This window comes from Pseudomonas sp. NPDC089392 (assembly GCF_044749595.1).
In the GTDB taxonomy this organism is placed as follows: Bacteria; Pseudomonadota; Gammaproteobacteria; order Pseudomonadales; family Pseudomonadaceae; genus Aquipseudomonas.
The window spans coordinates 12,607-35,982 of sequence record NZ_JBIVIF010000025.1 but is presented as its reverse complement, the minus strand read 5'-3'; the positions used below and the strand labels follow the sequence as shown (position 1 = coordinate 35,982).

The window sequence follows — 23,376 nt, the reverse complement described above, 5'->3', positions numbered from 1 at the left end:
CAGACCATGGGCATGGAAATGATGGCGGGTATGGATCATGACTGCTGCCAGGACCAAGACCTGGGCAAGGCCGGCGATCACGCCAAATCCTGCAAGGTCGGCCAGGAGTGCAGGACTGCTAGCACAGTGCAGCTCAGCTTCCTGACGCCTGGGCTGACCTTTGCCAAGCCACGACCTGCCGATACCTACGCGGTAGGCATAGCGACAGGCTCTCCCCCCGATCCATGGCGGCCTCCCCGCGTCTGATTCCCTCTTAATTTCACACCGTCGTTCCGCCTAGCAGCGGGGCGATGGCACGCGCCTGGGCGCTGATCTTTCGAGGAATCATTTTCATGACTCCCCAACGTTTTCAGGGACGGATAACCACGGCCGTCCTGTTCATACTGCTGCCGGCTGTCTCGGCACAGGCTGCAACGCTGTCGCTGGATGAGGCGCTGCAACTGGCTGAACGCAACGCTCCCTCTCTACAGGCCCGCCAGGAGCAGGCATCAGCTGCGCGCAGCGCAGTCATTCCAGCGGGCGAACTACCCGATCCGCGCCTGAATCTCGGGGTACAGAACCTGCCGATTGAAGGCACCGACCGCTGGAGCATGAACAGAGACTTCATGACCATGCAGGTGGTTGGCCTGTCCCAAGAAGTACCGAACCGGGACAAACGCAAAGCTCGCATAGAGACAGCGCAGGCCACGGTCGAGCGAGCCGATGCCGAGGCGCTGTTCGAACGGCTGAAAGTTCGGGCGGCAACCGCACAGGCTTGGGTGGCTGCATACACCGTGCAGCGAAAGCTTGAACAGTTCGACGCCTTCTACAAAGAAAACCAGCTGCTGGCTTCCACGGTGCGGGCCAGCCTGGCCGGAGGCGCAGGCTCAACGGCCGATACGTTGGCTCCCAAACAGGAATTGGCACAGTTGGACGAGCAGAAAGACGTTCTGTTGAGTCAGTCAGCTCAGGCGCGAGCCGCGCTGAAGCGCTGGATTGGGCAGGACGCCGAAGTGGGCGCGCCGACGTTCCCTGTCTGGCCTGTAGATGCAGCTGAATACTTGCACTCCGTCCATGCCCATCCGGAGCTCAATACCTACAACGCCATGACACGCGAGGCTCAAGCCCAGGTACACCAGGCTCAGGCGGAAAAGAAATCGGATTGGTCCTGGGGGGTGGATTATCAGCGCCGTGGTCCGGACTTCAGCAACATGGTCAGCCTGCAAGTCAGCTTCCAGTTGCCGTTGTTCACCAGCTCCCGGCAAGACCCAATGATTGCGGCACGACGCGCACAAGTTCGCCAATTGGAAAATGAGCAGGACGCTGCCCTGCGCGAGCATCAAGCTCAGCTTGAAACAGACCTTGCCGAGTACCAACGCTTGCAACGGGCTGTACGGCGCAGTCGCGAAACACTTTTGCCCCTGGCCGAGGACCGGGTACGCCTCGCTCTGGCGGACTACCGCGCCGGTAATTCGCCGTTGAGTGAAGTGCTGTCGGCACGCCGGCAGCGTGTGGAAGCGCTGCTACAGGATGTGGACCTGCAAGGACAGTTGGCGGCAACAGCAGCGCGTCTGCATTTCGTTTATGGAGAGGTGCGGGCATGAGGAATAGGTCGATTGGTTTGCTCGTGGCTGCTGCCCTTGCTATTGGGATAGGCGCGGGCTTCTGGCTAGGTGGAAGAGGTGCGTATTCCTCATCCCAGCCAGTAGGTGAGGAAAAAAAAGCGCTGTACTGGTATGACCCGATGTATCCCCAGCAGCACTTCCCGGCGCCCGGAAAATCGCCGTTCATGGACATGCCGCTCGTGCCCAAGTATTCGGATGACACGGCTGGCGAGGAGCAGCCTGCGGTTCAGGTCTCGGCTGGGCTCCAGCAAAACCTTGGGATTCGATTGGCGACGGTGACGGCTGGCCGGCTAGAACGGACCCTGAGTGTGAGCGGCGTTCTAACGTTCGACGAACGCGACTTCAGCGTATTGCAGGCCCGGACTGGCGGCTACGTCGAGCGCGTCTATGGTCGAGCGACGGGCGACATCGTTGCCAAAGGGGCTCCTCTAGCCGATGTGCTAACCCCGGAGTGGGCTGGTTTGCAGGAGGAATACCTGGCGCTGCGGCATTCCGGCGACACGCAGCTGACGGCGGCGGCACGACAGCGGCTTGTGCTCGCCGGCATGCCGGCCGACCTGATCAACCGGGTCGCGAGCACTGGGAAGGTGCAGCTCTCGGTCACACTCTCCGCACCCACGGCCGGAGTCATCCAGGTTCTCGATTTGCGACCCGGAATGACGTTGACGCCGGGGGCTACCTTGGCGAGGATCAATGGAGTGGCCAACGTCTGGCTGGAAGCGGCTGTGCCGGAAGCCCAGGCTCAAGGTCTTCGCGAAGGCCAGCCTGTGCGGGCGCAATTGCCAGCGTTCCCAGGCGATCCCATACCGGGCAAGTTGACCGCGTTGCTCGCCGATGCCGATTTGCAGAGCCGCACGTTGCGCCTGCGTATCGAGTTGCCCAACCCGGATGGACGGCTTCGTCCTGGGATGACCGCTCAAGTGGCTCTCCATCCCGGCGAGTCTTCCGAGCAAAGCCTCTTGGTGCCTGCCGAGGCGGTCATCCGCACCGGCAAGCGAGACCTGTTGATGCTGGCTGAAGACGGTGGTCGCTTCCGGCCGGTGGAAGTCGTGTTGGGCCAGGAGAGCAGAGGGAAAGTTGCGGTGTTGCAGGGCCTTCAGCCAGGACAGCGCATCGTCGCGTCCGGGCAATTCCTGTTGGACTCCGACGCTAATTTGAAAGGCATCGAGGCGGCGACGGCGCAGGATAGTCAGCCTAATGCGGGGCCAGCCCTGCATGAAGCGGATGGCCGTGTCGTGCAGATAGACGGCACCCAGCTCACCGTTGCCCACGGTCCTTTCATCACCCTGGGCATGCCAGGGATGACCATGACCTTTCCTGTGGTTGATCAGTCTCTCCTTGATGGCCTCAAGGTCGGTGCGCAGATTCGCTTTGGCATACGCGAACGCGACGAGGGCATGGTAGTTGAGCAGATCAACGTGGTGGAGGGCCAACCATGATTGCCAAACTGATCCGCTGGTCGGTAGGCAACCGTGTGCTGGTGCTCCTCGCCACGCTGTTTCTGGTGGCATGGGGCTTCGTCTCGGTGCGTAGCCTGCCAATCGACGCCTTGCCCGACCTGTCGGACGTGCAGGTGATCATCCGCACGTCCTACCCAGGCCAGGCTCCCCAAATCGTTGAGAATCAGGTGACCTATCCGCTGACCACAACCATGCTCTCGGTTCCGGGGGCCAAAACGGTACGCGGTTTCTCCGCCTTCGGTGACAGCTTCGTCTACGTGCTGTTCGAGGACGGCACCGATCTGTATTGGGCGCGCTCACGGGTGCTTGAGTACCTGAGCCAGGCGCAATCGCGATTACCTGAGGCAGCCAAGCCGGTACTGGGCCCGGATGCCACCGGAGTGGGCTGGATTTATCAGTATGCGTTGGTCGATCGCAACGGCGGCCATGACCTGTCGCAACTGCGCAGCCTGCAGGACTGGTTCCTGCGCTATGAGCTCAAGACCCTGCCGGATGTCGCTGAGGTAGCCACCATCGGCGGTATGGTCAAGCAGTACCAAGTCGTCCTCGATCCGCTGCGCATGGCCAGCCTCGGTATCACCCAGGCTGAGGTGGTTGAGGCTATAGGCAAGGCCAACCAGGAGACCGGTGGCGGTGTACTGGAGCAGGGCGAAGCGGAGTTCATGGTACGTGCGGCCGGCTACCTGCGATCGCTGGATGATTTCAGAGCGATACCGCTGCGACTGGCTACCAAGGGCGTGCCGGTGACATTAGGCGACGTCGCTACGGTGCAGATAGGTCCGGAAGCCCGCAGAGGCATAGGCGAACTGGACGGCCTCGGCGAAGCCGTAGGAGGGGTGGTGATCCTGCGCAGCGGGAAGAATGCTCGTGAGGCCATCGGGCACGTCAAGGCCAAGCTAGAAACCCTGAAGAAAGGCCTGCCAGCCGGGGTGGAGCTTGTCACCGTCTACGACCGCAGCCAGTTGATCGACCGTGCCGTGGAGAACCTCAGTCACAAGCTGATCGAGGAATTCGTAGTAGTGGCGTTGGTATGCGCAGCGTTTCTCTGGCACCTGCGCTCGTCGTTGGTGGCTATCGTGTCGCTTCCCGTGGGAATCTTGATTGCGCTGATTGTCATGCGTCATCAGGGTATCAATGCCAACATCATGTCCCTTGGCGGAATCGCTATTGCCATCGGTGCAATGGTGGACGCTGCCGTGGTCATGATCGAGAACGCCCACAAACGTGTTGAGGCTTGGCATGCCCGGCATCCTGGTCAACCCTTGCGAGGCGAAGCGCATTGGAGGGTAATGACAGAGGCGGCCGTCGAGGTAGGACCGGCACTATTCTTCAGCCTGATGATCATCACGCTATCGTTCATCCCGGTGTTCACGCTGCAAGCCCAGGAAGGGCGTCTCTTCGCACCCCTGGCCTTTACCAAGACCTACGCAATGGCAGCGGCGGCTGCGCTATCGGTGACCCTGATTCCGGTGCTGATGGGGTACTGGATCAGAGGGCCACTGCCTGCGGAACAGCGCAACCCGCTCAACCGGGGCCTCATCCGGCTGTACCGTCCGGCATTAGAGGTCGTCCTGCGCCGGCCTCTGGTTACCCTCGCTGGAGCATTGCTCATCCTGCTCAGCAGTCTGTGGCCCTTGAATCATCTTGGGGGCGAGTTCCTTCCTCCGCTCGATGAAGGTGATCTGCTTTACATGCCTTCAGCCTTGCCTGGACTCTCGGCGCAGAAAGCTTCAGAGCTGTTGCAGCGAACGGATCGTCTGATTCGAACTGTTCCCGAGGTGGCCAGTGTCTTTGGTAAAGCCGGCCGCGCCGAGTCCGCTACCGACCCGGCACCGCTGGAGATGTTCGAGACCATCGTTCGGCTCAAGCCCAAGAGTGAGTGGCGTCCAGGAATGACCACGGAGAAGCTCATCGAGGAGCTTGATCGCACTGTGCGTGTGCCTGGGCTGACCAACATCTGGATCCCGCCCATCCGCAACCGCATCGATATGCTGGCCACCGGTATCAAGAGCCCAATAGGCGTCAAGGTGGCCGGCAGCGACCTAGACCAGATAGACCGGGCTACCCTCGCTGTGGAGCGGGCAGCGAAAAAGGTTCCTGGAGTGACTTCGGCGCTGGCGGAGCGTTTGACTGGTGGCCGCTACATTGATCTGGATATCGATCGCCATGCCGCTGCCCGTTACGGTCTGAACATCACCGACGTACAGGCCCTCGTGGCTGGCGCCATTGGTGGCGAAACCATTGGAGAAACGGTTGAAGGCTTGGCCCGCTATCCCATCAGCGTGCGCTATCCACGCGAATGGCGTGATTCCGTGGAGGCGTTGCGTCAGCTGCCGATCTACACCTCGCAGGGCGGTCAGCTGACGCTCGGCAGCGTGGCCCGCATACGTATCGCTGATGGCCCGCCCATGCTTAAGAGCGAGAATGCTCGCCCCTCGGGTTGGGTGTACATCGATGTGCGCGGCCGGGATCTATCGTCTGTTGTGGCAGACCTTCGTCAGGCGATCAACAGCGAGGTGAAGCTCGATCCAGGCATGAGCTTGAGCTACTCCGGCCAGTTCGAATACCTGGAGCGGGCGAATGCCCGTCTGGCCTGGGTGGTGCCGGCGACGCTGGCCATCATCTTCGTGCTGCTCTACCTGACCTTTGGGCGCCTCGGTGAGGCGTTGCTCATCATGGGCACACTACCGTTCGCGCTGACCGGAGGCGTTTGGCTGCTGTACCTGCTGGGCTACAACCTGTCGGTGGCCACAGGCGTTGGTTTCATTGCCCTGGCCGGCGTAGCGGCGGAGTTCGGAGTGATCATGCTCATCTACCTGAATAACGCTTGGGCTGAGCGTCAAGCCAAAGGCGAAACCACACGAACAGCGCTGCTCGACGCGATCCGTGAGGGCGCGGTGCAACGCATCAGGCCCAAGGCAATGACTGTGGCGGTCATCGTTGCAGGCTTGCTGCCCATCCTCTGGAGCAGCGGTACCGGCAGCGAGGTCATGAGCCGCATCGCGGTTCCCATGGTGGGCGGCATGCTCACCGCCCCCTTGCTTTCCCTTTTTGTAATCCCTGCGGCGTACTGGCTGATCCGTCGCCGCGAACTTGCTGTAACTACCCCCAACCTCTCAGGAGAAATCCAATGAAAAAGCTAATTGTCATCGCAGGCCTGGTCACCGCTTTTGCCACCAGTGTGCATGCCCAGGACATGGATGGTATGGACATGAAGAAAATGCCAGCCTCCGCCGAGGGGGGCCAAGGGAGCCAGGCGGCTCCCACTGCGCATGCTGAGGGGACAATAAAGGCGCTGGATCTTCAAAGCGGGAAAATCACCTTAGCGCACGGCCCGGTAGCAGAGCTCAAATGGCCGGCGATGACCATGGGCTTCCAATCTGAGCCTGCACAGCTGAAGGGCTTGAACGTAGGCGACAAGGTGAAATTTGGGTTCCGCATGGAGGGAAGCTCCGCGAAAATCGTGAGCATCCAGAAGCAGTGATTGAAAAGCCTTGAATGATCGGGCACGCCTTCATACTGAGATGATTCGGACAAGCTTACAGAAATGTAATCAATCTTCAGGAACCCCTCAGGTCGAACGCTACATACCGTCATGAGACGGTGCACTGGCATCACATCGACCCGATACCGGAGATATGATCATGAACAGTAGCTTTGATGAATGCATCTCGGAATGCCTGCGCTGTGCGCTGGCCTGTGAAGGCTGCGCGTCAGCCTGCCTGCAAGAGCAGGACGTAAAAATGATGGCTGACTGCATCAAGTTGGACAGGGATTGCGCAGATATGTGCAGGCTGGCGGCTACCTTGATGGCACGAGAAAGCATGCTCGCCAAGGAATTTTGTGCGTTGTGCGCCAGGATTTGCCGCGCCTGCGGGGAGGAGTGCAGTAAGCACACGGCAGACCACTGTCAGCATTGCGCACAAGCCTGTTTGGCCTGCGCACAATCCTGCGAAGCAATGGCTGCCTAATTAATTTCGACCGACCGTCGTTCTTTTGCAAAGTACTTAGGGAAGACCTCGGTCGGTCGATCACAAGCCCCCTGGCGGCCGATCAGCTGGCGCTACTGGTGATCAGCTGACTTCAAGAATTAACCTGTGCTTCGGTCAGTTTTGACCCCTGCAGTTAATTCCGGCAGTGCGATATTCAAGGATTTTCAGCTCTCCTGTTGAGTCCTCGTAATTCATCTGTGCCGGCATCACGTCGCAGCTGCCGTTGGTCGAAGTCCTGCTGATGACTCTCGCCACGTCCAGCTTCATTCCATAGCGATAATGGATCACCTCAGGTGGCTTTTTTCCATTGGCCGCTGCGTATGCACGCATAGCCTGCTCATTCGCCTGAATCATTTTTCCGTGCAAACGATCAGAACCTCCTTCGGAAAAAGCGGATGAGGAGGCGATTAAGAGAAGTAGGCCGGCGATGCATTTGGCTTTGATCATTTCAATTACTCCATGAAAACATGACTGCAGCCTAAGGCCCGGTAGCTGTCATCCATGTGATCCAGGCATTACATCTTTGTAAGGCTGTGCTGGGTTGACAGCGCTATTCCCTCATAGACAGTTTGCGGGTGCCTAAGGTAAAGCCGACACGGGACAGAGCTTTTCAAACTCTGCGGAGTTGGAAATCACCCTAGGGGCTAGGGATCGCTCTCTGCGCTCATATCCCCGAGCCTCGAATAAATCGGGCGCAATTGTGGTCCGCAGAGGCTTTAAGCCCCGTCGGCTTCGGCTATGCGTTCAAGTGCTCTAAGCAGCAAGGTACCGACCCCGGATCCTCTTTCCCAGGATCCACAACCAGCGAACGAATTAGACGAGCCTGGCCATCCTTCGATGCCCCATATCCCAGTTCCGTTTCTCCACGGTGAAAGGAATAGAACATGCGGTCGTGCTGCAGAAGGTCCGGGGTAGGCAAGCCGGCTGCGGAAAGATACTCATCCAACCCCTGGATCTGATCGGCACCAAGCAATCGGAGAGACATCTCAGGGTGGTTCATCGTGGACTCGATGGGAAGGGAATCAATATCCGGATAAGGGCGCGAACCCTGGATTTTGCCTCCTACTGTGACTCGGTCATCTGGTCAGTGAATTAATATCTGCTTTACCGTATATCTGAATGGTCATATATTCGAGCCTCCAGATATGAGCCGCCCGTGCTGCGTTCCCCAGGAGGTCAAATGCGGGAAACCCTAACCCCCCCCATCGTTTTTAAATGTCTCGCTGACGAAACACGAGCCCGGATGACCTTGCTGATCGCCAGTGAAGGCGAGCTATGCGTATGTGAGTTGACCTGCGCACTCGACCTCAGCCAGCCGAAGATTTCTCGGCATCTTGCTCAATTGCGAGAAGCCGGAATCCTCATGGACCGGCGGCAGGGACAATGGGTGTATTACCGCCTCAATCCGTCCTTGCCAGAATGGGTGCAGATGATGCTCAAGAGTGTTGTCGATGCAAACGCCCAGTGGCTAAGCGCCGATGCTGTGCGCCTTGCTGAAATGGGCGAGCGTCCACAAAGCCCTGCTGCTTGTGCTTGATTTTCACTTCGCTGACTGAGTTGAGCCATGTTCATCGCATTTTTGATTTTTCTCGCAACGATCGTTCTGGTGATCTGGCAGCCAAAGGGTCTGGGGGTGGGCTGGAGCGCTGGTCTAGGGGCGGTCGTGGCGCTACTGGCGGGCGTAGTGAATCTGTCTGATATCCCAGTGGTGTGGCAGATAGTATGGAACGCCACCGCAACGTTTATCGCTGTCATCATCATCAGCCTTTTGCTGGATGAGGCGGGTTTCTTCGAATGGGCAGCGTTGCATGTGGCCCGCTGGGGCAACGGCAGTACCCGCAAGCTGTTCGCTTTCATCATTCTCCTGGGAGCAGCAGTGTCGGCGTTATTCGCCAATGATGGCGCAGCGCTGATCCTGACGCCGATCGTTATCGCCATGCTGCTTGCCCTGCGTTTTTCCCCGGCGGCGACGTTGGCATTTGTCATGGCAGCAGGTTTTATCGCCGATACCGCGAGCCTGCCGCTGGTGGTGTCCAACCTGGTGAACATCGTTTCCGCCGACTACTTTGGCATCGGTTTCAGCGAGTACGCCTCGATCATGGTGCCGGTGAACCTGGTCAGTATCGCCGCCACGCTGGGAATGCTGCTGTGGTTCTTCCGCAAGGACCTGCCGCGAACCTATGAACTCGACCAACTGAAGGCTCCCGAAGCCGCTATCCGCGACAAGGCGACGTTCGTTGCCGGCTGGTGGGTGCTTGCGCTGTTGCTGGTCGGCTTCTTCGCCATCGAGCCGCTGGGCGTTCCGATCAGCGCCATCGCTGCTGCCTGTGCGCTGATCCTCTACCTGATCGCTGCGCATGGGCACGTGATCTCAACCCGCAAGGTGCTCAAGGACGCGCCTTGGCAGGTCGTGGTGTTCTCGCTTGGCATGTACCTGGTGGTCTATGGCCTGCGTAATGCCGGCCTCACCGACTACCTGACGCAGATCCTCAATGTCTTCACCGGCTACGGGGTCTGGGGCGCATCCCTCGGGACGGGGCTGCTCGCCGCTGGCCTGTCGTCGGTCATGAACAACATGCCCACTGTACTGGTAGGAGCTTTGTCGATCCATTCCGCCGAGGCCACTGGCATCGTGCGTGAGGCCATGATCTACGCCAACGTCATCGGCTGTGACCTCGGTCCGAAAATCACCCCAATCGGCAGCCTGGCCACCTTGCTGTGGCTGCACGTGCTGGCCCGCAAAAACATCGTTATCACCTGGGGTTACTACTTCCGCACCGGTATCGTCCTGACGCTGCCGATCCTGCTTGCCACCTTGGCCGCATTGGCCATACGCCTGAGCTTTTGAACCGGAGATATCTGATGAAAGTCTTGTTCATGTGCACCCACAACAGCTGCCGCAGCATCCTGTCCGAGGCGCTGTTCAATCATCTGGCCCCCGAGGGTATGGAAGCTGTGAGCTCGGGTAGCTTCCCAAGCGGCAAGGTCAATGAGCGGGCGCTGAAGACCTTGGAAGCCGCCGGTATCCCCACCGCTGGTCTTTCAAGCAAGGCCTCGGATGTCTTCGAGAGCTCTCCTCCCGACATAGTCGTCACCGTGTGCGATCGAGCTGCCGGCGAAGCCTGCCCGATCTTCTTCGGTCCATCGCTCAAAGCCCACTGGGGCCTGGCCGACCCTTCGGCGGTTACCGGCAGTGAGGCGGAAATCGAACAAGCCTTCCAGACCACACTTGCGAAGATCGATGAGCGCGTGCGCGCTTTCATTGCGCTGCCCTTCTCGCAACTGAGCCAGGACGAACTGAAAGCCGAACTTGCTCGCATCGGCGCGCTGTAGGCCCTGGATCAATGGAGACTGAAATGAACGACCACCTGCCAAATATCCAGCCAGAACTGATCGATCTGCCGTCGCTGGAGCGTCTGGAGCCGAAGGATCCCTCCACGCATAAACCACGCATCCTGCTGCTGTACGGATCGACCCGCGAACGCTCATTCAGCCGCTTGATGGTCCAGGAAGCTGCGCGCCTGCTGGAAGAGTTCGGCGCCGAAACCCGTATCTTCGACCCTTCCGGCCTGCCGCTCCCGGATGACGCTCCGGACTCCCACGAGAAGGTGCTGGAACTCCGCGAGCTGATGCAATGGTCCGAGGGCCAGGTGTGGTGCTCGCCCGAGCGTCACGGTTCTATGAGCGCAGTCTTTAAGGCGCAGATCGACTGGGTACCTTTGGCCATGGGCGCCGTACGTCCGACCCAGGGCAAGACATTAGCGGTGATGCAGGTTTGTGGTGGCTCGCAGTCGTTCAACGTGGTGAACCAATTGCGCGTGCTGGGCCGTTGGATGCGCATGTTCACTATCCCTAACCAGTCGTCGGTTCCAAAAGCCTTCCTGGAGTTCGATGATGCCGGGCGCATGAAACCTTCTTCCTTCTATGACCGGCTGGTTGATGTGATGGAAGAACTGACCAAGTTCACGCTGCTATTGCGCGACCGCCAGGATTACCTGGTGGATCGCTACTCCGAGCGCAAGGAGTCGGCGGAAGAGCTGTCCAAGCGAGTCAATCTGCGGTCCATTTGAGGTCATGAGCATGTCACATCCCTACTCGATGAAATCGCTGCCCCATGCCCCAGGAGCGCTAATTTTCACACCCTGCCCGGGCACCCAGGCCAGCGATCTTGCTGAAAGCCTGAAGACGCTGAAGCAGGCTGGCGCCGTGGCGCTGGTTACCCTGATGTCGGATACAGAGCTTCAGGAAAACGGCGTTGGTGAGCTTGGCGTCGCGGCCAGGCAGTATGGGTTGGAGTGGTACCAGTTGCCGATCGAGGATGATCAGGCTCCTGATCAAACCTTCGAGGCTCGGTTGGGGGAGATTCGCCACCAGTTAGACGATTTGCTCGCTTCCAACAAGGCCCTGGCCATCCACTGCAAGGGCGGCTCCGGTCGCACCGGGCTGTTCGCTGCCCGTCTGCTGATCGAATCCGGAATGCCGCGTCGCGAGGCGATCGCTTGGGTGCAGGAGCTTCGCCCACGGGCGATTCAGAAGCCTGCGCACATCAACTACATCAACCAATTCGGCGAAGACTGAGCGCTCCAGCCAGACAGGAGAGACCATGGCCACCGACGGCGAACTACTCGATGTCATCGTGATTGGCGGCGGGCAGTCCGCGCTTACGGTGGCCTATTTTCTCAAGCGGGCCAAGTTGTCGTTTCTGCTGCTCGACGCCGAAGAGGCTGCGGGCGGGGCGTGGCGCCATGGCTGGGACTCGCTGACGCTATTCTCACCCTCAGCATGGAGCTCGATCGCGGGCTGGCCGATGCCGCTAGTCACCGAAGGTAATCCCGATAGGGATCACGTGGTCAGCTATCTGGAGCAGTACGAGGCGCGCTACGGGTTTCCTATCGTTCGCCCCGTCAGCGTTACGGCGGTGGAGCGAACCGGGCGTGGCCTTCGTGTTCGCTCGAAGGACCGCGACTGGGAAGCCCGTGCCGTCATCAGCGCAACGGGGACTTGGAGCAAACCCTATGTTCCGGTTTATCCGGGGATAGAGCTGTACGGGGGGCAGCAAATTCACTCCGCCCATTATCAGTCACCAGAGGCTTTCCAAGGAAAGCGCGTGCTGGTCGTTGGTGGTGGCAACTCGGGGGCGCAAATCTATGCGGAGCTGTCCGAGGTCGCCGACGCAACGTGGGTAACCACGGAGGAGCCGGCGTTTCTGCCTGATGATGTCGATGGCCGGGTGCTGTTCGAGCGGGCTACCGAGCGCCTCAAGGCTCAACAGGAGGGCCGTGTTATCAACGTACCGGTCGGCGGGCTTGGCGATATAGTCATGGTGCCCCCGGTGGTCCGGGCCCGCGAGCGAGGAGCCCTACGGTCTGTAAGGCCTTTTGTCTCATTCACGCCTGACGGGGTCGTCTGGCCCAATGGTGAGAAAACCCAGGTCGATGCGGTGATCTGGTGTACCGGTTTCCGGCCGGCTCTGGATCACTTGCGGGACTTGGACGTGCTGGATGACAGCGGTAAGGTCGAGGTTGACGGGTCGCGCTCTATTCGCGAGCCGCGCCTCTGGCTGGTCGGATATGGCGACTGGACCGCCCTGGCCTCGGCGACGCTGATCGGCGTCACCCGTACCGCGCGCAGCACCGTAAACGAAGTAGTGGAATACCTGAACAGCTTGGAGCAGCCGGATGCATAGCGGAATCGAGATTCGTATTGCTGGTCCAGAAGACGCTGCAGCCATACAGGCTATCTACGCTCCGATTGTGCTCCACACTGCCATCTCGTTTGAAGAGGTAGCGCCGAGCGCGGAAGAAATGCGCCAGCGTATCGAGACGACGCTTCATACCTATCCATATTTTGTGGCTGTGCAGCAAGGTCGGGTGGTCGGTTATGCCTATGCTAGCCAGCATCGAGCGCGAGCGGCATATCGGTGGGCGGTAGATGTGACCGTCTACGTTGCAGAGGGGCAGCGTCGGAGTGGGATTGGCCGGCAGCTTTATGACGTTCTCCTGCCGGTTCTGAAGCAGCTAGGATATCGTTCTGCATACGCGGGTATTTCTTTACCGAACGAAGGAAGCGTGGGTCTCCATGAGCGACTCGGCTTTCAGCACATCGGTACGTTTTCGCAGGTCGGGTTCAAACTCGGTGCGTGGCATGACGTGGGATATTGGCGGTTTGATTTCGGTGGCGAGGGTTGTCGGCCTGAGGCTCCTACAAGCTTCTTATCCCAAATCCCGATGCCGCGTTAGAACATGAGGTCCATTTTGAAGGGTCCATTTGAGCGGCCGCTGAGCGTTTCGTCACCAGGGCTTGAATCTGAGCTAGCGTGTTGCGAAGACACGTCGGCGGCCTAGAAGACTCGATGGAACCATCAGAGATATGATCCTGCGATCACAACTCGAAGGTGGCCTCTATGCCATACCCCGTAAAGCCATGGGCAGAAATAGCTCAGCATTATCAGCGCGGTACCATCTTGTTGGGCAACGGCGCGAGTATCGCTGTGTCGCAGAGTTTTGCGTACCGCTCACTGCTAGAACATGTCAGGGAAAATGAGCTGCTCCAGAACGACGTGGCGCGTCTGTTCGAGTTTTTTGAGACAGAAGATTTTGAGCTAATTCTGCGGGTCGTCTGGCAAGCATCCAACGTCAACAAATCGTTGGAGATCCCAGATCAGCGTACCCACGAAGCCTACGTGCGCGTCCGGGATTGCCTGATCCAGGCAGTGCGGGATGTTCACCCTGAATATCACCAGATCACCGATCATCTGCCGAACATGTACCGGTATCTGAAGGAGTTCGACACGGTCTTGTCGCTAAACTATGACCTGCTGGTTTACTGGACGGTGGCCTATGGTCTCAACATCCCGGACGGCCATATGTTCAAAGACTGCTTCGTCGATGGCGGGGTATTCGATGACGACTGGCGTCGATTCCGGAAGCTGTACAAGGAGCGAGTGAATACGTTGGTGTTCTACCCCCATGGCAGCTTAGCTTTATGCCGCAACAACATAGAGGAAGAGTTCAAGATCCGCGCATTGGGCGGCGGCTTGCTGGAAGCCATTCTTCAGGAGTGGAAAAACGAGCGTGTGGTACCGCTGTTTGTCAGTGAAGGAACCATGCGTCAGAAGGTAGCTTCGATTCAAAATAGCTACTACCTGTCGACTGTCTATCGAGAGGTGCTTACGGCGCCCCGGAAGACACTGACACTGTTCGGTTGGGGCTTGGGGGAGCACGACAGGCATTTGCTCAAGCGAATGAAGGGGACGGGCATTGAGCGCGTAGCCGTCTCAGTCTTTCGGGGATATCAGCCTTATTGCAACATGGCTTACCAAATCATTCAGGATGACCTGGGGCCAGTTGACGTCGATTTCTTCGACAGTGAGAGCCCGGGCTGCTGGGTTCAACCCGAATAGCGGGCAGGACATCCACTCCTGAAATCTCAGAGGTGGCTGTAAGGCCCGTCATTACTGGGCTAGACAGTTTTTATTCTCTGGCGCATTTGTCCGAGTCAACGGTTTTGGGGGCTCGCGACAGTTTTGCGTTTACTCCGAATCGGGCTGAAGGCCACGGAAACTGGGCCTCTTTGCGACAGTTTTAATTCTCTAAATCCAGCGCCCTCAGCCATGCATACACCTTCCTCTGCTCGTGAAACCCAGCTGAGTATCCAGGTGCTGCCAGAGGCTGAAGCCTGATGCTCCCCGTCGACGAACTGAAGGCGGTCAGGGCCCGTGTCACAGAATGCCTGGCGTTAGCGTCCTCAGGTTTTGGCCGAGTATTTCCGGAAATACCTGTGCGATTTGATCTCACCGGCCGTACAGCTGGCATGTATCGATACAGGATCGACAAGCACACAGGCAAGCCAAAGGATCAGGAGTTCCGGTTTAACCGAATACTGGCCAAGGAAAACCTTCGCACGTTCCTTGATGACACCTGCCCTCATGAAGTGGCTCATTACATCACGCGCACTATCTGGGGAATGGAGCCTTCCTCACATGGAGCAGAATGGCAGGGCATCATGAGGGATGTGTTCAAGCTTGACCCCAGCAGGTGTCACAGCATGGACACGTCGAGGGCGGTCAAAAAAAGCTTCGTCTACAGATGCGGGTGTAAGGGCAAGGACCATAAGCTCAGCACCACGAAGCACAATCGGGTCCAGCGTAAGGCAGCCATACTCCAATGCAAGACGTGTGGTGAAATTCTGGAGTTCGTCCAGCAGGCAGAGAAAGCACCTGCTCCTGTAATTTCGAAACTCTTCATTAGTACCTCAGGCCCCGCGCTCGACAGCGCTCAAGCTGACCGGATCGCCAAGCTCATCATTGATCACCAGGTGAACCAGGTCGTCGTTGACTCCTTAATCACGGGTGAACGCCACCGCCAGCTGTTGAGCAAGAAATTGAATGTCCCGTTGGCCTCGGTGACCAGGCATCCGACCCCCGACACCTTGCCAGGCGGGGTGACTCACGCCATCGTCTTCGGCGATGGCCAAGACGAGCGTCAAGGGCGCGTAGCTAAGGCTTTCGAGCAGCGAGGGGTGAAGGTGCGGATGGTGCGAGCAGGTGTAGGCTGAAGTGGCGGTTATGAAAGCGCCCATTACCCCTGAAGCAATTCGCGTAGAGCCCGTCATGCGTCATACCGAGCCTACCCAGCAACACCCCGATGCCGCGGACACTTTCCGCCTGAAAGCATTCCGAGTCGTCACCGGCGAACTGTTCGCTGCAGCCAATGCGCAGCATGCGCTCGACATGGCCAAATCGCACCTTTCACAGCCCCAGCTCAGCCTGCGTGACGTCGTCGCGGCGAACCACTGGGACTGGATGGTAGCGGATGAGAATGGCGCTGAGCTCGCCGCTGGCGGTTCGGCGCTACTCGCCCGGGCTACCGCACCGGGCATGCTTGGTCGCTGCAGAACAGACCATTCGTACCAGACCGTGTTTGTCGAAGATCTGAGCGGACGAAGCTTGGAATGGGCCATGCGTGAAGCGAGCTTCAAGGCATTTGGTTTCATGATGAGCGCTGAGCCTGGCTGCCCAGTCGCCACTCAGAGGGACGCCGTACGGCGGTGGCTTGGGGATGTCGTGAGCGTCCCTGCAGATCTACATATTCTGGACGTGCAAGCGGCGTGAGCCTTTTGCATGCCGGCACCATGCACCATGCACCCAGCGGCAGGGGAGAGGCCTCACGCCATACATGTCCGTGTGGGCCATCTCCACCTACAAACTTAACGCACATGAGGTGCCGCACCATGACTAACCCAAACCAAGCAGTAGCAGTCTCCACTGAAGGCCGTGTACCAGCTGATTGGAAAGCTCCTGACTTCTATCAGCCATTGGACCTTCTGCGGGCCAAGCTGGCGTTCCAGTTCGGTGATTTCGCACATCTTGTGCTCAGTCAGTTCGAAAAAGCGAAGACAGCCTACATGGGCCGCGATATGTCTCAGGTTCAGTTCCCCCGGACTGGCGAGGAGGCGATGATCGAGCTTGAGGTTCGAACTCAAACACTGCAGTGGGTTGTTGAAATGGCCGGTCTGACAGGGAAAGCTGTCGACTACGCTGCCAACCGCTATCACGAGGACACCGCGTTCTTGCTGGTCTACTCGATGCCAAACGAAGATGGGCTCCAGACGTTCCGCTGCGGTGGTGGTAGCCCGGGCGCCGCTCTTGCTCAATTCGCGCAGCAGAATCCAGACCGAGTTCATCTCGTGCAGGAAATCTACGTGGACAAACGAAGCCTTCAGCCTGAAGCTGCATAACGATTCACCCAAACCCCACCGCCTAGCGCTGGGGTTTTTTTACGCCTACAGAAAACCCGGACGTTCGGCCGAAAATATTTTTCTGTATGCATAACACGTATGTGTAATTTTACTGTTGTGCGTTTCGGATACTGGCCGTAATATCGGTGCGTGTGAAAATGACAGCATGGTGCCATCAACCTGCCGTATCGATCTTAGAGACGCTGGCGCCAGGCACATTGACCCAACCAATCACGAGGCCCAATCGATGACCCCTCAGGAACTGTTGCAACAGCCCGACGACCAGTACATGAACCCTGAGCAAGTAGCGTTCTTCAAAAACCTGCTGGCGAACGAAAGTGCTACAGCCATGGGGCGCATCGAGCAGCTGCGCGTCGACCTGACGGGCTTGGAGAAAGCCCCTGATGAAGCCGACGCAGCACTGATCGAGCAAGAGCGCCAGTCCATCCTGGGCAGCATCGAACGCGAGAACCAAAGTCTGCGTGATATCAAACAGGCGATGTCAGCGATCGCAGACGGTAGCTACGGCTGGTGCGAAGACACCGGTGAGCCGATTGGTCTCCGTCGCTTGCTCTCGAACCCTCGATCGCTACTGACTGTCGAGGCCAAGGAGAGCCGCGAGAACAAATCCCGGCACCTTCGCGCTGCGTAATCACCATTTACCTGTAATGCCGCCAGCCCGTCATACTGAGGTTAATCCCCATGCCCAAGTCCCAATCCCTGCCCGTCAAGTCCTCCCGCACAGCTGACAAATTCGTGGTGCGCCTGCCTGACGGGATGCGCGAGAAGATCGCTGATATTGCGAAAGACAACCACCGCAGCATGAACTCTGAAATCATCGATCGCCTGACGCTGAGCATTGCGCAGGATGAAGAGGGCGATCTGACGGTCCGTACGCTGGCGCAGGTTACTCGGCGTTGTGAGGAGCTGGAGCAACAGCTGGCAGAGCTTAAAGCAAATCAGGGCACCGAAACCCCGAAGCCAGGTCTGCAGCTCCCACCTAGACTGTCGATCGCCAGCGCGCAGTGAAGGACGACCACCATGGGGAACTTGCTTGATGTAGGTCCGGGCGCAACTGCCGCTGGCGCTGGCGACATTGCTGGGGTCCTCTTGAAGGCCGCTCAGCGGTATTTCTACTTGCGTGGCCCTGCCCTCCGGACTGGGAAAGCCAATGTCCCAATGGTACGTATCGGCATCGACAAGCTGCTAAGCGGCGAATCGCTGGATGCTGAAGTCGACCGGGCGATGATCGAGGCCCATGCCGCGGGGCTCAGTGTTCCACCAGGAGCCGGCGGCCATACCGGCAGCTATCAGTTCTCAGCCGCTGAGGCAATGTTTCTGCGGAAGCTTCTCGCAGCGCCACAACCAGCCCAGGCGGCTCAACTCCTGAAGTACGCGACTGCGGTAGGGGTGCGTGACACAGCGAATCTCTTTGCTAACTACATCGCGTACATGAACTCTCCGATGCCCTGGCTTCAGATAACAGTCAAGGAAGGGGCCCTCGAAACTTTCCGCGGTTCACCTACGCAACGTTTGATTTATGAGCCTGATGAGCGCCAGCGGGCTATTGAGGGCCGTACACGCCGAATCTGGTCACAAGCGGCCCCCGAAAGTGCTGGTCATTACTGGAATTGGAGCGGTAAGGAGGGCATCGAAGCATCCTTGTTGGCTGTCACCTGGTCCTCAGACATAGGCAAGTTCTGTGTAGAAGGGGCACCAGGTTTAAAGCGATCAATCAGTTGTGAGGAGTGGGGAGGATGGTGGGCATTGCTCGACCGGCCTAACCCCCTCGAAGAGATCGACTGCTTCCGCAACACATCTGCCAGCTGATCAGCATCTCGCCTAGCTGCATCAGAAAGCACTCAGCTGCTTCAACCTCAAGCATTCAAGTCAGTGCTCATAAGGGCGCTGTCATCACCCCCATTACCTAACAAGGCATGACCATGTGGTTTAAGAATCTGACCGTTTACCGTTTGACCCAAGAAATTGAATTTGCCACGCATACCCTTCAAGCCGCCCTGGCGTCGAAACCTGCACGGCCGTGCGGTTCGCAAGAGTTGGTCACCTATGGGTTCATCGCGCCGCTGGGCAATGGAGAGGATGCTCCGCTCGTACACCAGAGCGGCAATTTTTTCCTGATCAGTGCTCGGAAGGAAGAGCGAATCCTGCCGGCCAGCGTGGTCAATGAAGCTGTGAAAGAGAAGGTCGAAGAGATCGAGAACTCACAGCAGCGCAAGGTCTACAAGAAAGAACGTGATCAGATCAAGGACGAAACGATCCAGGCCATGCTGCCGAAGGCGTTTATCCGTCGTGGTGTGATCACAGCAGCCATCGCACCCAAGCTGGGTCTGATCATCGTCAACAATGCGAGCGCCAAACGTGCAGAGGATCTGCTCTCCACGCTCCGCGAGGTAATGGGCTCCCTGCCGGTGCGCCCGGTGTCAGTGAGGATCGCCCCGAGCGCGACACTCACTGACTGGCTCAAAACCGGCGAGGCAAGTGAAGGCTACTACGTCCTGGATGAATGTGAACTGCATGACACCGCCGAAGATGGCGGATCGGTTCGCTGCAAGCGGCAGGATCTCACCAGTGACGAGATCAAAAATCACCTGGCAACCGGCAAGGTCGTGACCAAGCTGTCGCTGGCCTGGCAGGATAAATTGTCGTTTGTCCTTGACGACAAGCTCGTGATCAGACGCTTGAAGTTCGAAGAGTTGCTTCAGGAGCAGGCCAGCCAGGACGGAGGGGAGGATGCGCTGGCGCAGGCTGATGCTACGTTCGTGCTGATGATGATGACCTTCGCCGAATTCCTCCCGTCTCTGTACGAGGCGCTGGGTGGTGAGGAAGTGCCCGCGTCCATCTGATCCCAGCAGGACACCAAGCCTCCGCCGCGACGGGGGCTTTTTGTTGCGTGAAAAAAGTATGGAGCCCTGTTCTGCATTCCAGGTAGGTACGGACAACCAGTTTGTCATTCCCCCGATCGGGCCCAGTCCCCGTCAGGGGAGCTGTGCCGACTACTTGGAGCAGCACAATGACCACCATCATTAACGCAAAAATCGGCGAGTCGAAGGGCGTTTCACGGGTCTTTATGGAGGGCCGTCACCTTTTGACAGCTGGTATTCAGATCGGCAAGAAATACTCGATTAAGTCTGACAAGGTAGCCCGACGCCTTGAACTAATTGAGGTTCCAACCGGCTTCGCCGGGAAGTGCATCAGTGTATCTAAGCGCGAGCGTAATGGGGTTGTACATCCAGTAATTGACCTGCGATCTGAGCAACTCCGCGAAGTCTTTGAAGATGACCATAAGGTCCGTGTTGCGATTCGTCGTGGCCGGATTGTGATCACTGCTTTGCAGATTCAAACTAAGATCCGCGAGCGCCTCAAGCGCATGAAGGAAAAGTTAGAGCGTGGTCAAAAGCTCGCTGTAGCTTCGCTCTTCCACGGGGGCGGGGTCCTCGACCGCGCATTGCACTCAGGCATGGTGAAGGCCGGTGTCGGCTCGTTTGTGCAGGTTGGCGTTGAGATGGAAAGTGAATATCTCGACTGCTCAATGCGTAACAATGTCGATATTTGGACAGAGGACTCAATCGCTATTAACTCCGATGTTCGGGATGTTTACTTGAGTGAAAATACGCCACTTTGCGAAATACTTGTCGGAGGTATACCCTGCGTAGGGGCAAGTAAGAGCGGCAGGAGCAAAAACAAACTTGCATTCGCAGAAGGTCATTCTGATGCCGGCGCACTGTTCGTCGAGTATTTGAACTGGTTGCGTCATGTAAATCCGTGCATTGCAATTATTGAAAACGTAGGCGAGTACGCTAACACTGCATCGATGTCCGTTATTCGAAGCGTCTTCACACATCTTGGCTATGTGGTTCATGAAGCTATTCTGGATGGCTGGGATTTTGGTACGCTCGAACACCGTAAGCGGCTTGTGGTTGTGGCAATGACTCCTGGGATTGGAGATGGTTTTTCTTTCGATAATCTCAAGGTTAACAAAGTCCGTGAGTCATGTATTAACGATATTCTCGATCCGGTTCCTCTCAATGATGGATCTTGGAAGGAATACTCATATCTTGCGGAGAAAGAAGTTAGAGATCTGGCTGCAGGAAAAGGGTTCGCCCGTCAACTTTTAACAGGTGAAGAAGATGGTTGTGGTGTATTGTGTCGCGGGTATGCCAAAGGCCGGAGTACTGAACCCTTCCTGGTGCATCCAGAGGATCCAAACCTCAGCAGGCTATTCAAAAAGTCCGAGCACGAGAGACTTAAAGGAATTCCAGCTGGGCTCACCGATGGTGTTTCTGAAACTACTGGGCATGAGATCTGCGGTCAAAGCGTGAGCTTTCCAAAGTTCGTATCTGTAGGTGAGGAAATCGGCAGGGCCGTCATGGTTTCACGCAACAATGTTGTTAACTTTCCCACTCGACCCGCTCAAGCCAGCACGGATGATTCGGTTGGTGCTGAAGTCGACAAACTCCAAACTGGAACCTTGGCTTTGCTGATCTGATTGCTAGGTTTCGCCTTAAACGCCACACATGCCCGGTTCGCTTATGCGAATCGGGTTTTCTTTGTTCGATGAAATTGTTTCAGACGCTTGAAGGTACTGACGTATTTTGCTATACATTGGTTACTAGTTTTCCCAGAGAGGAGGCAAACACATGAAAAATATCACTTTCGCTTCTGAGTTTATGAGTGCTGCAAAACAGGCACCACGCATCTATTTTGCGCCTTTGGTTGGTGCCTATAAAGCTATCAAGGCTGAGATGGCAAAGGCTTCGGGTGGTGACCGCCCAGGCGAAACGACGCCTAAACACTGATGCTCACGAAAAACCCGCCGATTGAGCGGGTTTTTTGTGCCTGGAATTTACTGGTTTCTGTGAAGCATCCCCTTGAAGCAAGTTAACTTTCAGGGGCCCACCATGCTTCTCGCAATCAACGATCCTGCGGTGCAATCCGCTTTGATAAACGCATTTGCTGCTATCGTCAGTACTGTCCTGGCTGCGGCATCAGCCGCTCTGATCGGAAAGAAATTTTCAGACCGAAAAAAATTGGAGCGGTCGTTGGAGCTGTGCCAAAAGGACGTCGAGTTCTTGCTGAGGGTAGAGGCTGAGCATGTCGAGCTTCACAAGGAGCGGGGTGACAAGCCCAATAAGCTCAAAGTACGTGAACGTGTGAAGGATCTGGGGTTCTCGTTCTCGGGGAAATTCACACCAGGCCGGCTGCGGCAGTCCAGGCAGAGCTGATTGAGATGTACCACCCAGCCAGGTTATGCCTGGCTTTTTTGTGCCTACCAATTACAGACCCGCGTTACGCATCTCCAAGGGCTAGGTCTACCGCAAGAAGGCCTATGGGATTTCTCAACGACCGCCCCAGGTCCTTTCAGGAGTAACAGATGTCCAAAACCCACAAAAAACCTTGGTGGAGCCCGATCGCTCACTTCGGAGCTCATGGCTTCGTCGGTACTATCATCTTCTTGATCATCATGGTGCCAGCAGTTCTGCTTAACCATTTGGTCCAATACTTGGCTAAGTTCGGGATCAGCGACTTTACCTTACTGATCCTAGGGCTGCTTGAGCATGCCATTGTGCTTGTAGATGCTGGTCTTTTCTTCGTCTTTATATGCATTGGGGCAGCCCGAGCAATCAAGGAGTTTGCTGAATGAATCAAACATTTGGGTCTGAGTTCGCTAACGCTGCAAGGCAGGCACCACGAATCTTCTTCGCGCCATTGATGGGAGCTGTAGCTGCCATCAAGGATGAGTTCAGGCGCGTGAAGTATGGTGCAGACCAAAACAGCAAGCCGCTGCAATCCAAATAAACGCTCAGCAGAGCTACCTATAAAGTAACGCTAAATCCGACCCACCATCCTAGATGGTGGGTCTTTTTTTGGATCTGATTTCTCGGTACCGCCCGGGAGCCTCCTGGGTGGGGGCAAGGTCTGGATGGAGAGTCGGCAGATTCTAAAGGAATCTATCGCCGTATGCGTACGCGTTATGTATTATGCGGACTGCACATTTCAGGAACCGATAGGAGCGTTCAATTTGGCCAACTCTCTCGAATTCGAGGTCGGCGCCGGCTACGAGGTAACCAATCCACCCAAGCTGGCTGTCGGTGACGATCATACGCACCAGCTCTCCCGTTTTCTCACCGTGCTCGCCACCGACGAGCACGGTGTGACGGTGTATGACGGGTGGTACGGTGAGGGTTTAGCAAGCTTGCACCTCTCACATGAGGTCCTTGCGCAGTTGGACGTTAAAAGGTTGCAGTCTCGCGGTGACGGTGTTGCTGCGGACTTGGCCAGCGCTATCGCCAGCTCAGCTGCAGCTGCCATCGAGCGCCGTGACCAGGTGAAGGAACACGGTGGGGCAGAGCAAAGCGTGCACGCCTCGCAACGATTCTTCGTGCAGTTCTTCTCCGGCCAGATCAGGGGGCTCGCGTCCAAAGGGCTGATAAACCCAGACCTTGCAGTTCAGATGATCAGCCTGTCGACCGGGGTGGAGCTTGCTGTCGGTGAATAGTCGAGGGCGATTCTTCTCTCTGCGCATCGCTATAGCTGCCGTTGCCACTGTCTGCGCTGTTGCTG

General features: G+C 57.4%; 27 protein-coding genes. 26 read left to right on the top strand and 1 reads right to left on the bottom strand.

Going from position 1 to position 23,376, the window contains the following annotated elements; all coding sequences use genetic code 11:
• Positions 1-332: 332 nt before the first annotated feature.
• The 5 genes from ACIP1G_RS20215 to ACIP1G_RS20195 all read left to right on the top strand — a co-directional run bounded on the left by ACIP1G_RS20215 (position 333) and on the right by ACIP1G_RS20195 (position 7,035).
• Positions 333-1,583, top strand: a complete 1,251-nt coding sequence (locus tag ACIP1G_RS20215) for a TolC family protein (RefSeq protein ID WP_060519761.1) — start codon at positions 333-335, stop codon at positions 1,581-1,583.
• Positions 1,580-3,043, top strand: a complete 1,464-nt coding sequence (locus tag ACIP1G_RS20210) for an efflux RND transporter periplasmic adaptor subunit (RefSeq protein ID WP_101195989.1) — start codon at positions 1,580-1,582, stop codon at positions 3,041-3,043. The genes ACIP1G_RS20215 and ACIP1G_RS20210 overlap by 4 nt, the downstream gene beginning before the upstream one ends.
• Positions 3,040-6,198 carry an efflux RND transporter permease subunit gene (locus tag ACIP1G_RS20205; protein ID WP_060519757.1) on the top strand — a complete coding sequence of 1,053 codons (3,159 nt, stop codon included), beginning with the start codon at positions 3,040-3,042 and terminating at the stop codon, positions 6,196-6,198. The genes ACIP1G_RS20210 and ACIP1G_RS20205 overlap by 4 nt, the downstream gene beginning before the upstream one ends.
• Complete coding sequence (locus tag ACIP1G_RS20200; RefSeq protein ID WP_060519755.1) at positions 6,195-6,548, top strand: copper-binding protein; 354 nt, start codon at positions 6,195-6,197, stop codon at positions 6,546-6,548. The genes ACIP1G_RS20205 and ACIP1G_RS20200 overlap by 4 nt, the downstream gene beginning before the upstream one ends.
• Positions 6,549-6,708: 160 nt before the next feature.
• Positions 6,709-7,035, top strand: a complete 327-nt coding sequence (locus ACIP1G_RS20195) for a four-helix bundle copper-binding protein (RefSeq protein WP_101195988.1) — start codon at positions 6,709-6,711, stop codon at positions 7,033-7,035.
• A 135-nt stretch (positions 7,036-7,170) separates the two neighbouring features.
• Here the strand turns inward: ACIP1G_RS20195 and ACIP1G_RS20190 are convergent, their stop codons facing one another.
• A complete protein-coding gene (locus tag ACIP1G_RS20190; protein ID WP_039614978.1) occupies positions 7,171-7,503 on the bottom strand; it encodes a DUF2790 domain-containing protein in 333 nt (110 codons plus the stop codon).
• 733 nt (positions 7,504-8,236) lie between these two features.
• Here ACIP1G_RS20190 and ACIP1G_RS20185 point away from each other — a divergent pair.
• The 21 genes from ACIP1G_RS20185 to ACIP1G_RS20085 all read left to right on the top strand — a co-directional run bounded on the left by ACIP1G_RS20185 (position 8,237) and on the right by ACIP1G_RS20085 (position 23,311).
• The gene (locus ACIP1G_RS20185) at positions 8,237-8,593 is read left to right on the top strand and encodes a metalloregulator ArsR/SmtB family transcription factor (protein WP_060519748.1); all 357 of its coding nucleotides are present in this window, start codon (positions 8,237-8,239) and stop codon (positions 8,591-8,593) included.
• 27 nt (positions 8,594-8,620) lie between these two features.
• Complete coding sequence (locus tag ACIP1G_RS20180) at positions 8,621-9,904, top strand: arsenic transporter (RefSeq protein ID WP_060519746.1); 1,284 nt, start codon at positions 8,621-8,623, stop codon at positions 9,902-9,904.
• Between the two features lie 14 nt (positions 9,905-9,918).
• Complete coding sequence (locus ACIP1G_RS20175; RefSeq protein ID WP_031314387.1) at positions 9,919-10,389, top strand: arsenate reductase ArsC; 471 nt, start codon at positions 9,919-9,921, stop codon at positions 10,387-10,389.
• A 23-nt stretch (positions 10,390-10,412) separates the two neighbouring features.
• Complete coding sequence (gene arsH, locus ACIP1G_RS20170) at positions 10,413-11,126, top strand: arsenical resistance protein ArsH (RefSeq protein ID WP_060519744.1); 714 nt, start codon at positions 10,413-10,415, stop codon at positions 11,124-11,126.
• Between the two features lie 4 nt (positions 11,127-11,130).
• Positions 11,131-11,634 carry a cyclin-dependent kinase inhibitor 3 family protein gene (locus ACIP1G_RS20165; RefSeq protein WP_082422063.1) on the top strand — a complete coding sequence of 168 codons (504 nt, stop codon included), beginning with the start codon at positions 11,131-11,133 and terminating at the stop codon, positions 11,632-11,634.
• A gap of 25 nt (positions 11,635-11,659) precedes the next feature.
• The gene (locus tag ACIP1G_RS20160; RefSeq protein WP_101195987.1) at positions 11,660-12,742 is read left to right on the top strand and encodes an ArsO family NAD(P)H-dependent flavin-containing monooxygenase; all 1,083 of its coding nucleotides are present in this window, start codon (positions 11,660-11,662) and stop codon (positions 12,740-12,742) included.
• Complete coding sequence (locus tag ACIP1G_RS20155; protein ID WP_060519738.1) at positions 12,735-13,295, top strand: arsinothricin resistance N-acetyltransferase ArsN1 family B; 561 nt, start codon at positions 12,735-12,737, stop codon at positions 13,293-13,295. Before ACIP1G_RS20160 ends, ACIP1G_RS20155 begins: the two co-directional genes overlap by 8 nt.
• A gap of 164 nt (positions 13,296-13,459) precedes the next feature.
• Positions 13,460-14,458 (top strand): DUF4917 family protein, encoded by a 999-nt coding sequence (locus ACIP1G_RS20150; RefSeq protein ID WP_060519736.1) that lies wholly within the window; start codon positions 13,460-13,462, stop codon positions 14,456-14,458.
• Between the two features lie 278 nt (positions 14,459-14,736).
• Complete coding sequence (locus tag ACIP1G_RS20145; protein WP_181132485.1) at positions 14,737-15,612, top strand: SprT-like domain-containing protein; 876 nt, start codon at positions 14,737-14,739, stop codon at positions 15,610-15,612.
• A 55-nt stretch (positions 15,613-15,667) separates the two neighbouring features.
• Positions 15,668-16,168, top strand: a complete 501-nt coding sequence (locus ACIP1G_RS20140) for a hypothetical protein (RefSeq protein WP_181132486.1) — start codon at positions 15,668-15,670, stop codon at positions 16,166-16,168.
• 119 nt (positions 16,169-16,287) lie between these two features.
• Positions 16,288-16,794, top strand: a complete 507-nt coding sequence (locus ACIP1G_RS20135) for a hypothetical protein (RefSeq protein WP_181132487.1) — start codon at positions 16,288-16,290, stop codon at positions 16,792-16,794.
• A 247-nt stretch (positions 16,795-17,041) separates the two neighbouring features.
• Positions 17,042-17,446, top strand: coding sequence for a TraR/DksA family transcriptional regulator (locus ACIP1G_RS20130; protein ID WP_181132488.1), 405 nt, complete (start codon positions 17,042-17,044; stop codon positions 17,444-17,446).
• Positions 17,447-17,496: 50 nt separating this feature from the next.
• Positions 17,497-17,823 (top strand): Arc family DNA-binding protein, encoded by a 327-nt coding sequence (locus ACIP1G_RS20125; RefSeq protein ID WP_181132489.1) that lies wholly within the window; start codon positions 17,497-17,499, stop codon positions 17,821-17,823.
• A 150-nt stretch (positions 17,824-17,973) separates the two neighbouring features.
• On the top strand, positions 17,974-18,624 hold the full coding sequence (locus ACIP1G_RS20120; protein WP_219856739.1) for a hypothetical protein: 651 nt from the start codon (positions 17,974-17,976) through the stop codon (positions 18,622-18,624).
• A 113-nt stretch (positions 18,625-18,737) separates the two neighbouring features.
• Positions 18,738-19,658, top strand: coding sequence for a recombination-associated protein RdgC (gene rdgC / locus ACIP1G_RS20115; protein ID WP_181132491.1), 921 nt, complete (start codon positions 18,738-18,740; stop codon positions 19,656-19,658).
• Between the two features lie 167 nt (positions 19,659-19,825).
• The gene (locus tag ACIP1G_RS20110; RefSeq protein WP_181132492.1) at positions 19,826-21,301 is read left to right on the top strand and encodes a DNA cytosine methyltransferase; all 1,476 of its coding nucleotides are present in this window, start codon (positions 19,826-19,828) and stop codon (positions 21,299-21,301) included.
• A gap of 151 nt (positions 21,302-21,452) precedes the next feature.
• Entirely contained in the window at positions 21,453-21,611 is a 159-nt protein-coding gene (locus ACIP1G_RS20105; RefSeq protein ID WP_181132493.1) for a hypothetical protein, read from the top strand.
• A 102-nt stretch (positions 21,612-21,713) separates the two neighbouring features.
• Entirely contained in the window at positions 21,714-22,037 is a 324-nt protein-coding gene (locus tag ACIP1G_RS20100; protein ID WP_181132494.1) for a hypothetical protein, read from the top strand.
• 149 nt (positions 22,038-22,186) lie between these two features.
• A complete protein-coding gene (locus ACIP1G_RS20095) occupies positions 22,187-22,456 on the top strand; it encodes a hypothetical protein (protein WP_023383712.1) in 270 nt (89 codons plus the stop codon).
• Entirely contained in the window at positions 22,453-22,611 is a 159-nt protein-coding gene (locus ACIP1G_RS20090) for a hypothetical protein (protein WP_181132495.1), read from the top strand. Before ACIP1G_RS20095 ends, ACIP1G_RS20090 begins: the two co-directional genes overlap by 4 nt.
• A 223-nt stretch (positions 22,612-22,834) precedes the next feature.
• Positions 22,835-23,311 (top strand): hypothetical protein, encoded by a 477-nt coding sequence (locus tag ACIP1G_RS20085; protein ID WP_181132496.1) that lies wholly within the window; start codon positions 22,835-22,837, stop codon positions 23,309-23,311.
• The last annotated feature ends 65 nt before the right edge of the window (positions 23,312-23,376 follow it).

Excerpts from the sequence above, each read along its gene's own strand:
- rdgC (WP_181132491.1), top strand. The coding sequence starts at position 18,738 with ATGTGGTTTAAGAATCTGACCGTTTACCGTTTGACCCAAGAAATTGAA.
- ACIP1G_RS20160 (WP_101195987.1), top strand. The coding sequence starts at position 11,660 with ATGGCCACCGACGGCGAACTACTCGATGTCATCGTGATTGGCGGCGGG.
- ACIP1G_RS20120 (WP_219856739.1), top strand. The coding sequence starts at position 17,974 with ATGGTACGTATCGGCATCGACAAGCTGCTAAGCGGCGAATCGCTGGAT.
- ACIP1G_RS20210 (WP_101195989.1), top strand. The coding sequence starts at position 1,580 with ATGAGGAATAGGTCGATTGGTTTGCTCGTGGCTGCTGCCCTTGCTATT.
- ACIP1G_RS20110 (WP_181132492.1), top strand. The coding sequence starts at position 19,826 with ATGACCACCATCATTAACGCAAAAATCGGCGAGTCGAAGGGCGTTTCA.
- ACIP1G_RS20175 (WP_031314387.1), top strand. The coding sequence starts at position 9,919 with ATGAAAGTCTTGTTCATGTGCACCCACAACAGCTGCCGCAGCATCCTG.
- ACIP1G_RS20190 (WP_039614978.1), bottom strand. The coding sequence starts at position 7,503 with ATGATCAAAGCCAAATGCATCGCCGGCCTACTTCTCTTAATCGCCTCC.
- ACIP1G_RS20195 (WP_101195988.1), top strand. The coding sequence starts at position 6,709 with ATGAACAGTAGCTTTGATGAATGCATCTCGGAATGCCTGCGCTGTGCG.
- ACIP1G_RS20090 (WP_181132495.1), top strand. The coding sequence starts at position 22,453 with ATGAATCAAACATTTGGGTCTGAGTTCGCTAACGCTGCAAGGCAGGCA.
- ACIP1G_RS20095 (WP_023383712.1), top strand. The coding sequence starts at position 22,187 with ATGTCCAAAACCCACAAAAAACCTTGGTGGAGCCCGATCGCTCACTTC.
- ACIP1G_RS20130 (WP_181132488.1), top strand. The coding sequence starts at position 17,042 with ATGACCCCTCAGGAACTGTTGCAACAGCCCGACGACCAGTACATGAAC.
- ACIP1G_RS20145 (WP_181132485.1), top strand. The coding sequence starts at position 14,737 with ATGCTCCCCGTCGACGAACTGAAGGCGGTCAGGGCCCGTGTCACAGAA.
- ACIP1G_RS20150 (WP_060519736.1), top strand. The coding sequence starts at position 13,460 with ATGCCATACCCCGTAAAGCCATGGGCAGAAATAGCTCAGCATTATCAG.
- ACIP1G_RS20165 (WP_082422063.1), top strand. The coding sequence starts at position 11,131 with ATGAGCATGTCACATCCCTACTCGATGAAATCGCTGCCCCATGCCCCA.
- ACIP1G_RS20105 (WP_181132493.1), top strand. The coding sequence starts at position 21,453 with ATGAAAAATATCACTTTCGCTTCTGAGTTTATGAGTGCTGCAAAACAG.
- ACIP1G_RS20200 (WP_060519755.1), top strand. The coding sequence starts at position 6,195 with ATGAAAAAGCTAATTGTCATCGCAGGCCTGGTCACCGCTTTTGCCACC.
- ACIP1G_RS20100 (WP_181132494.1), top strand. The coding sequence starts at position 21,714 with ATGCTTCTCGCAATCAACGATCCTGCGGTGCAATCCGCTTTGATAAAC.
- arsH (WP_060519744.1), top strand. The coding sequence starts at position 10,413 with ATGAACGACCACCTGCCAAATATCCAGCCAGAACTGATCGATCTGCCG.
- ACIP1G_RS20135 (WP_181132487.1), top strand. The coding sequence starts at position 16,288 with ATGACTAACCCAAACCAAGCAGTAGCAGTCTCCACTGAAGGCCGTGTA.
- ACIP1G_RS20140 (WP_181132486.1), top strand. The coding sequence starts at position 15,668 with ATGCGTCATACCGAGCCTACCCAGCAACACCCCGATGCCGCGGACACT.
- ACIP1G_RS20205 (WP_060519757.1), top strand. The coding sequence starts at position 3,040 with ATGATTGCCAAACTGATCCGCTGGTCGGTAGGCAACCGTGTGCTGGTG.
- ACIP1G_RS20185 (WP_060519748.1), top strand. The coding sequence starts at position 8,237 with ATGCGGGAAACCCTAACCCCCCCCATCGTTTTTAAATGTCTCGCTGAC.
- ACIP1G_RS20125 (WP_181132489.1), top strand. The coding sequence starts at position 17,497 with ATGCCCAAGTCCCAATCCCTGCCCGTCAAGTCCTCCCGCACAGCTGAC.
- ACIP1G_RS20215 (WP_060519761.1), top strand. The coding sequence starts at position 333 with ATGACTCCCCAACGTTTTCAGGGACGGATAACCACGGCCGTCCTGTTC.
- ACIP1G_RS20155 (WP_060519738.1), top strand. The coding sequence starts at position 12,735 with ATGCATAGCGGAATCGAGATTCGTATTGCTGGTCCAGAAGACGCTGCA.
- ACIP1G_RS20180 (WP_060519746.1), top strand. The coding sequence starts at position 8,621 with ATGTTCATCGCATTTTTGATTTTTCTCGCAACGATCGTTCTGGTGATC.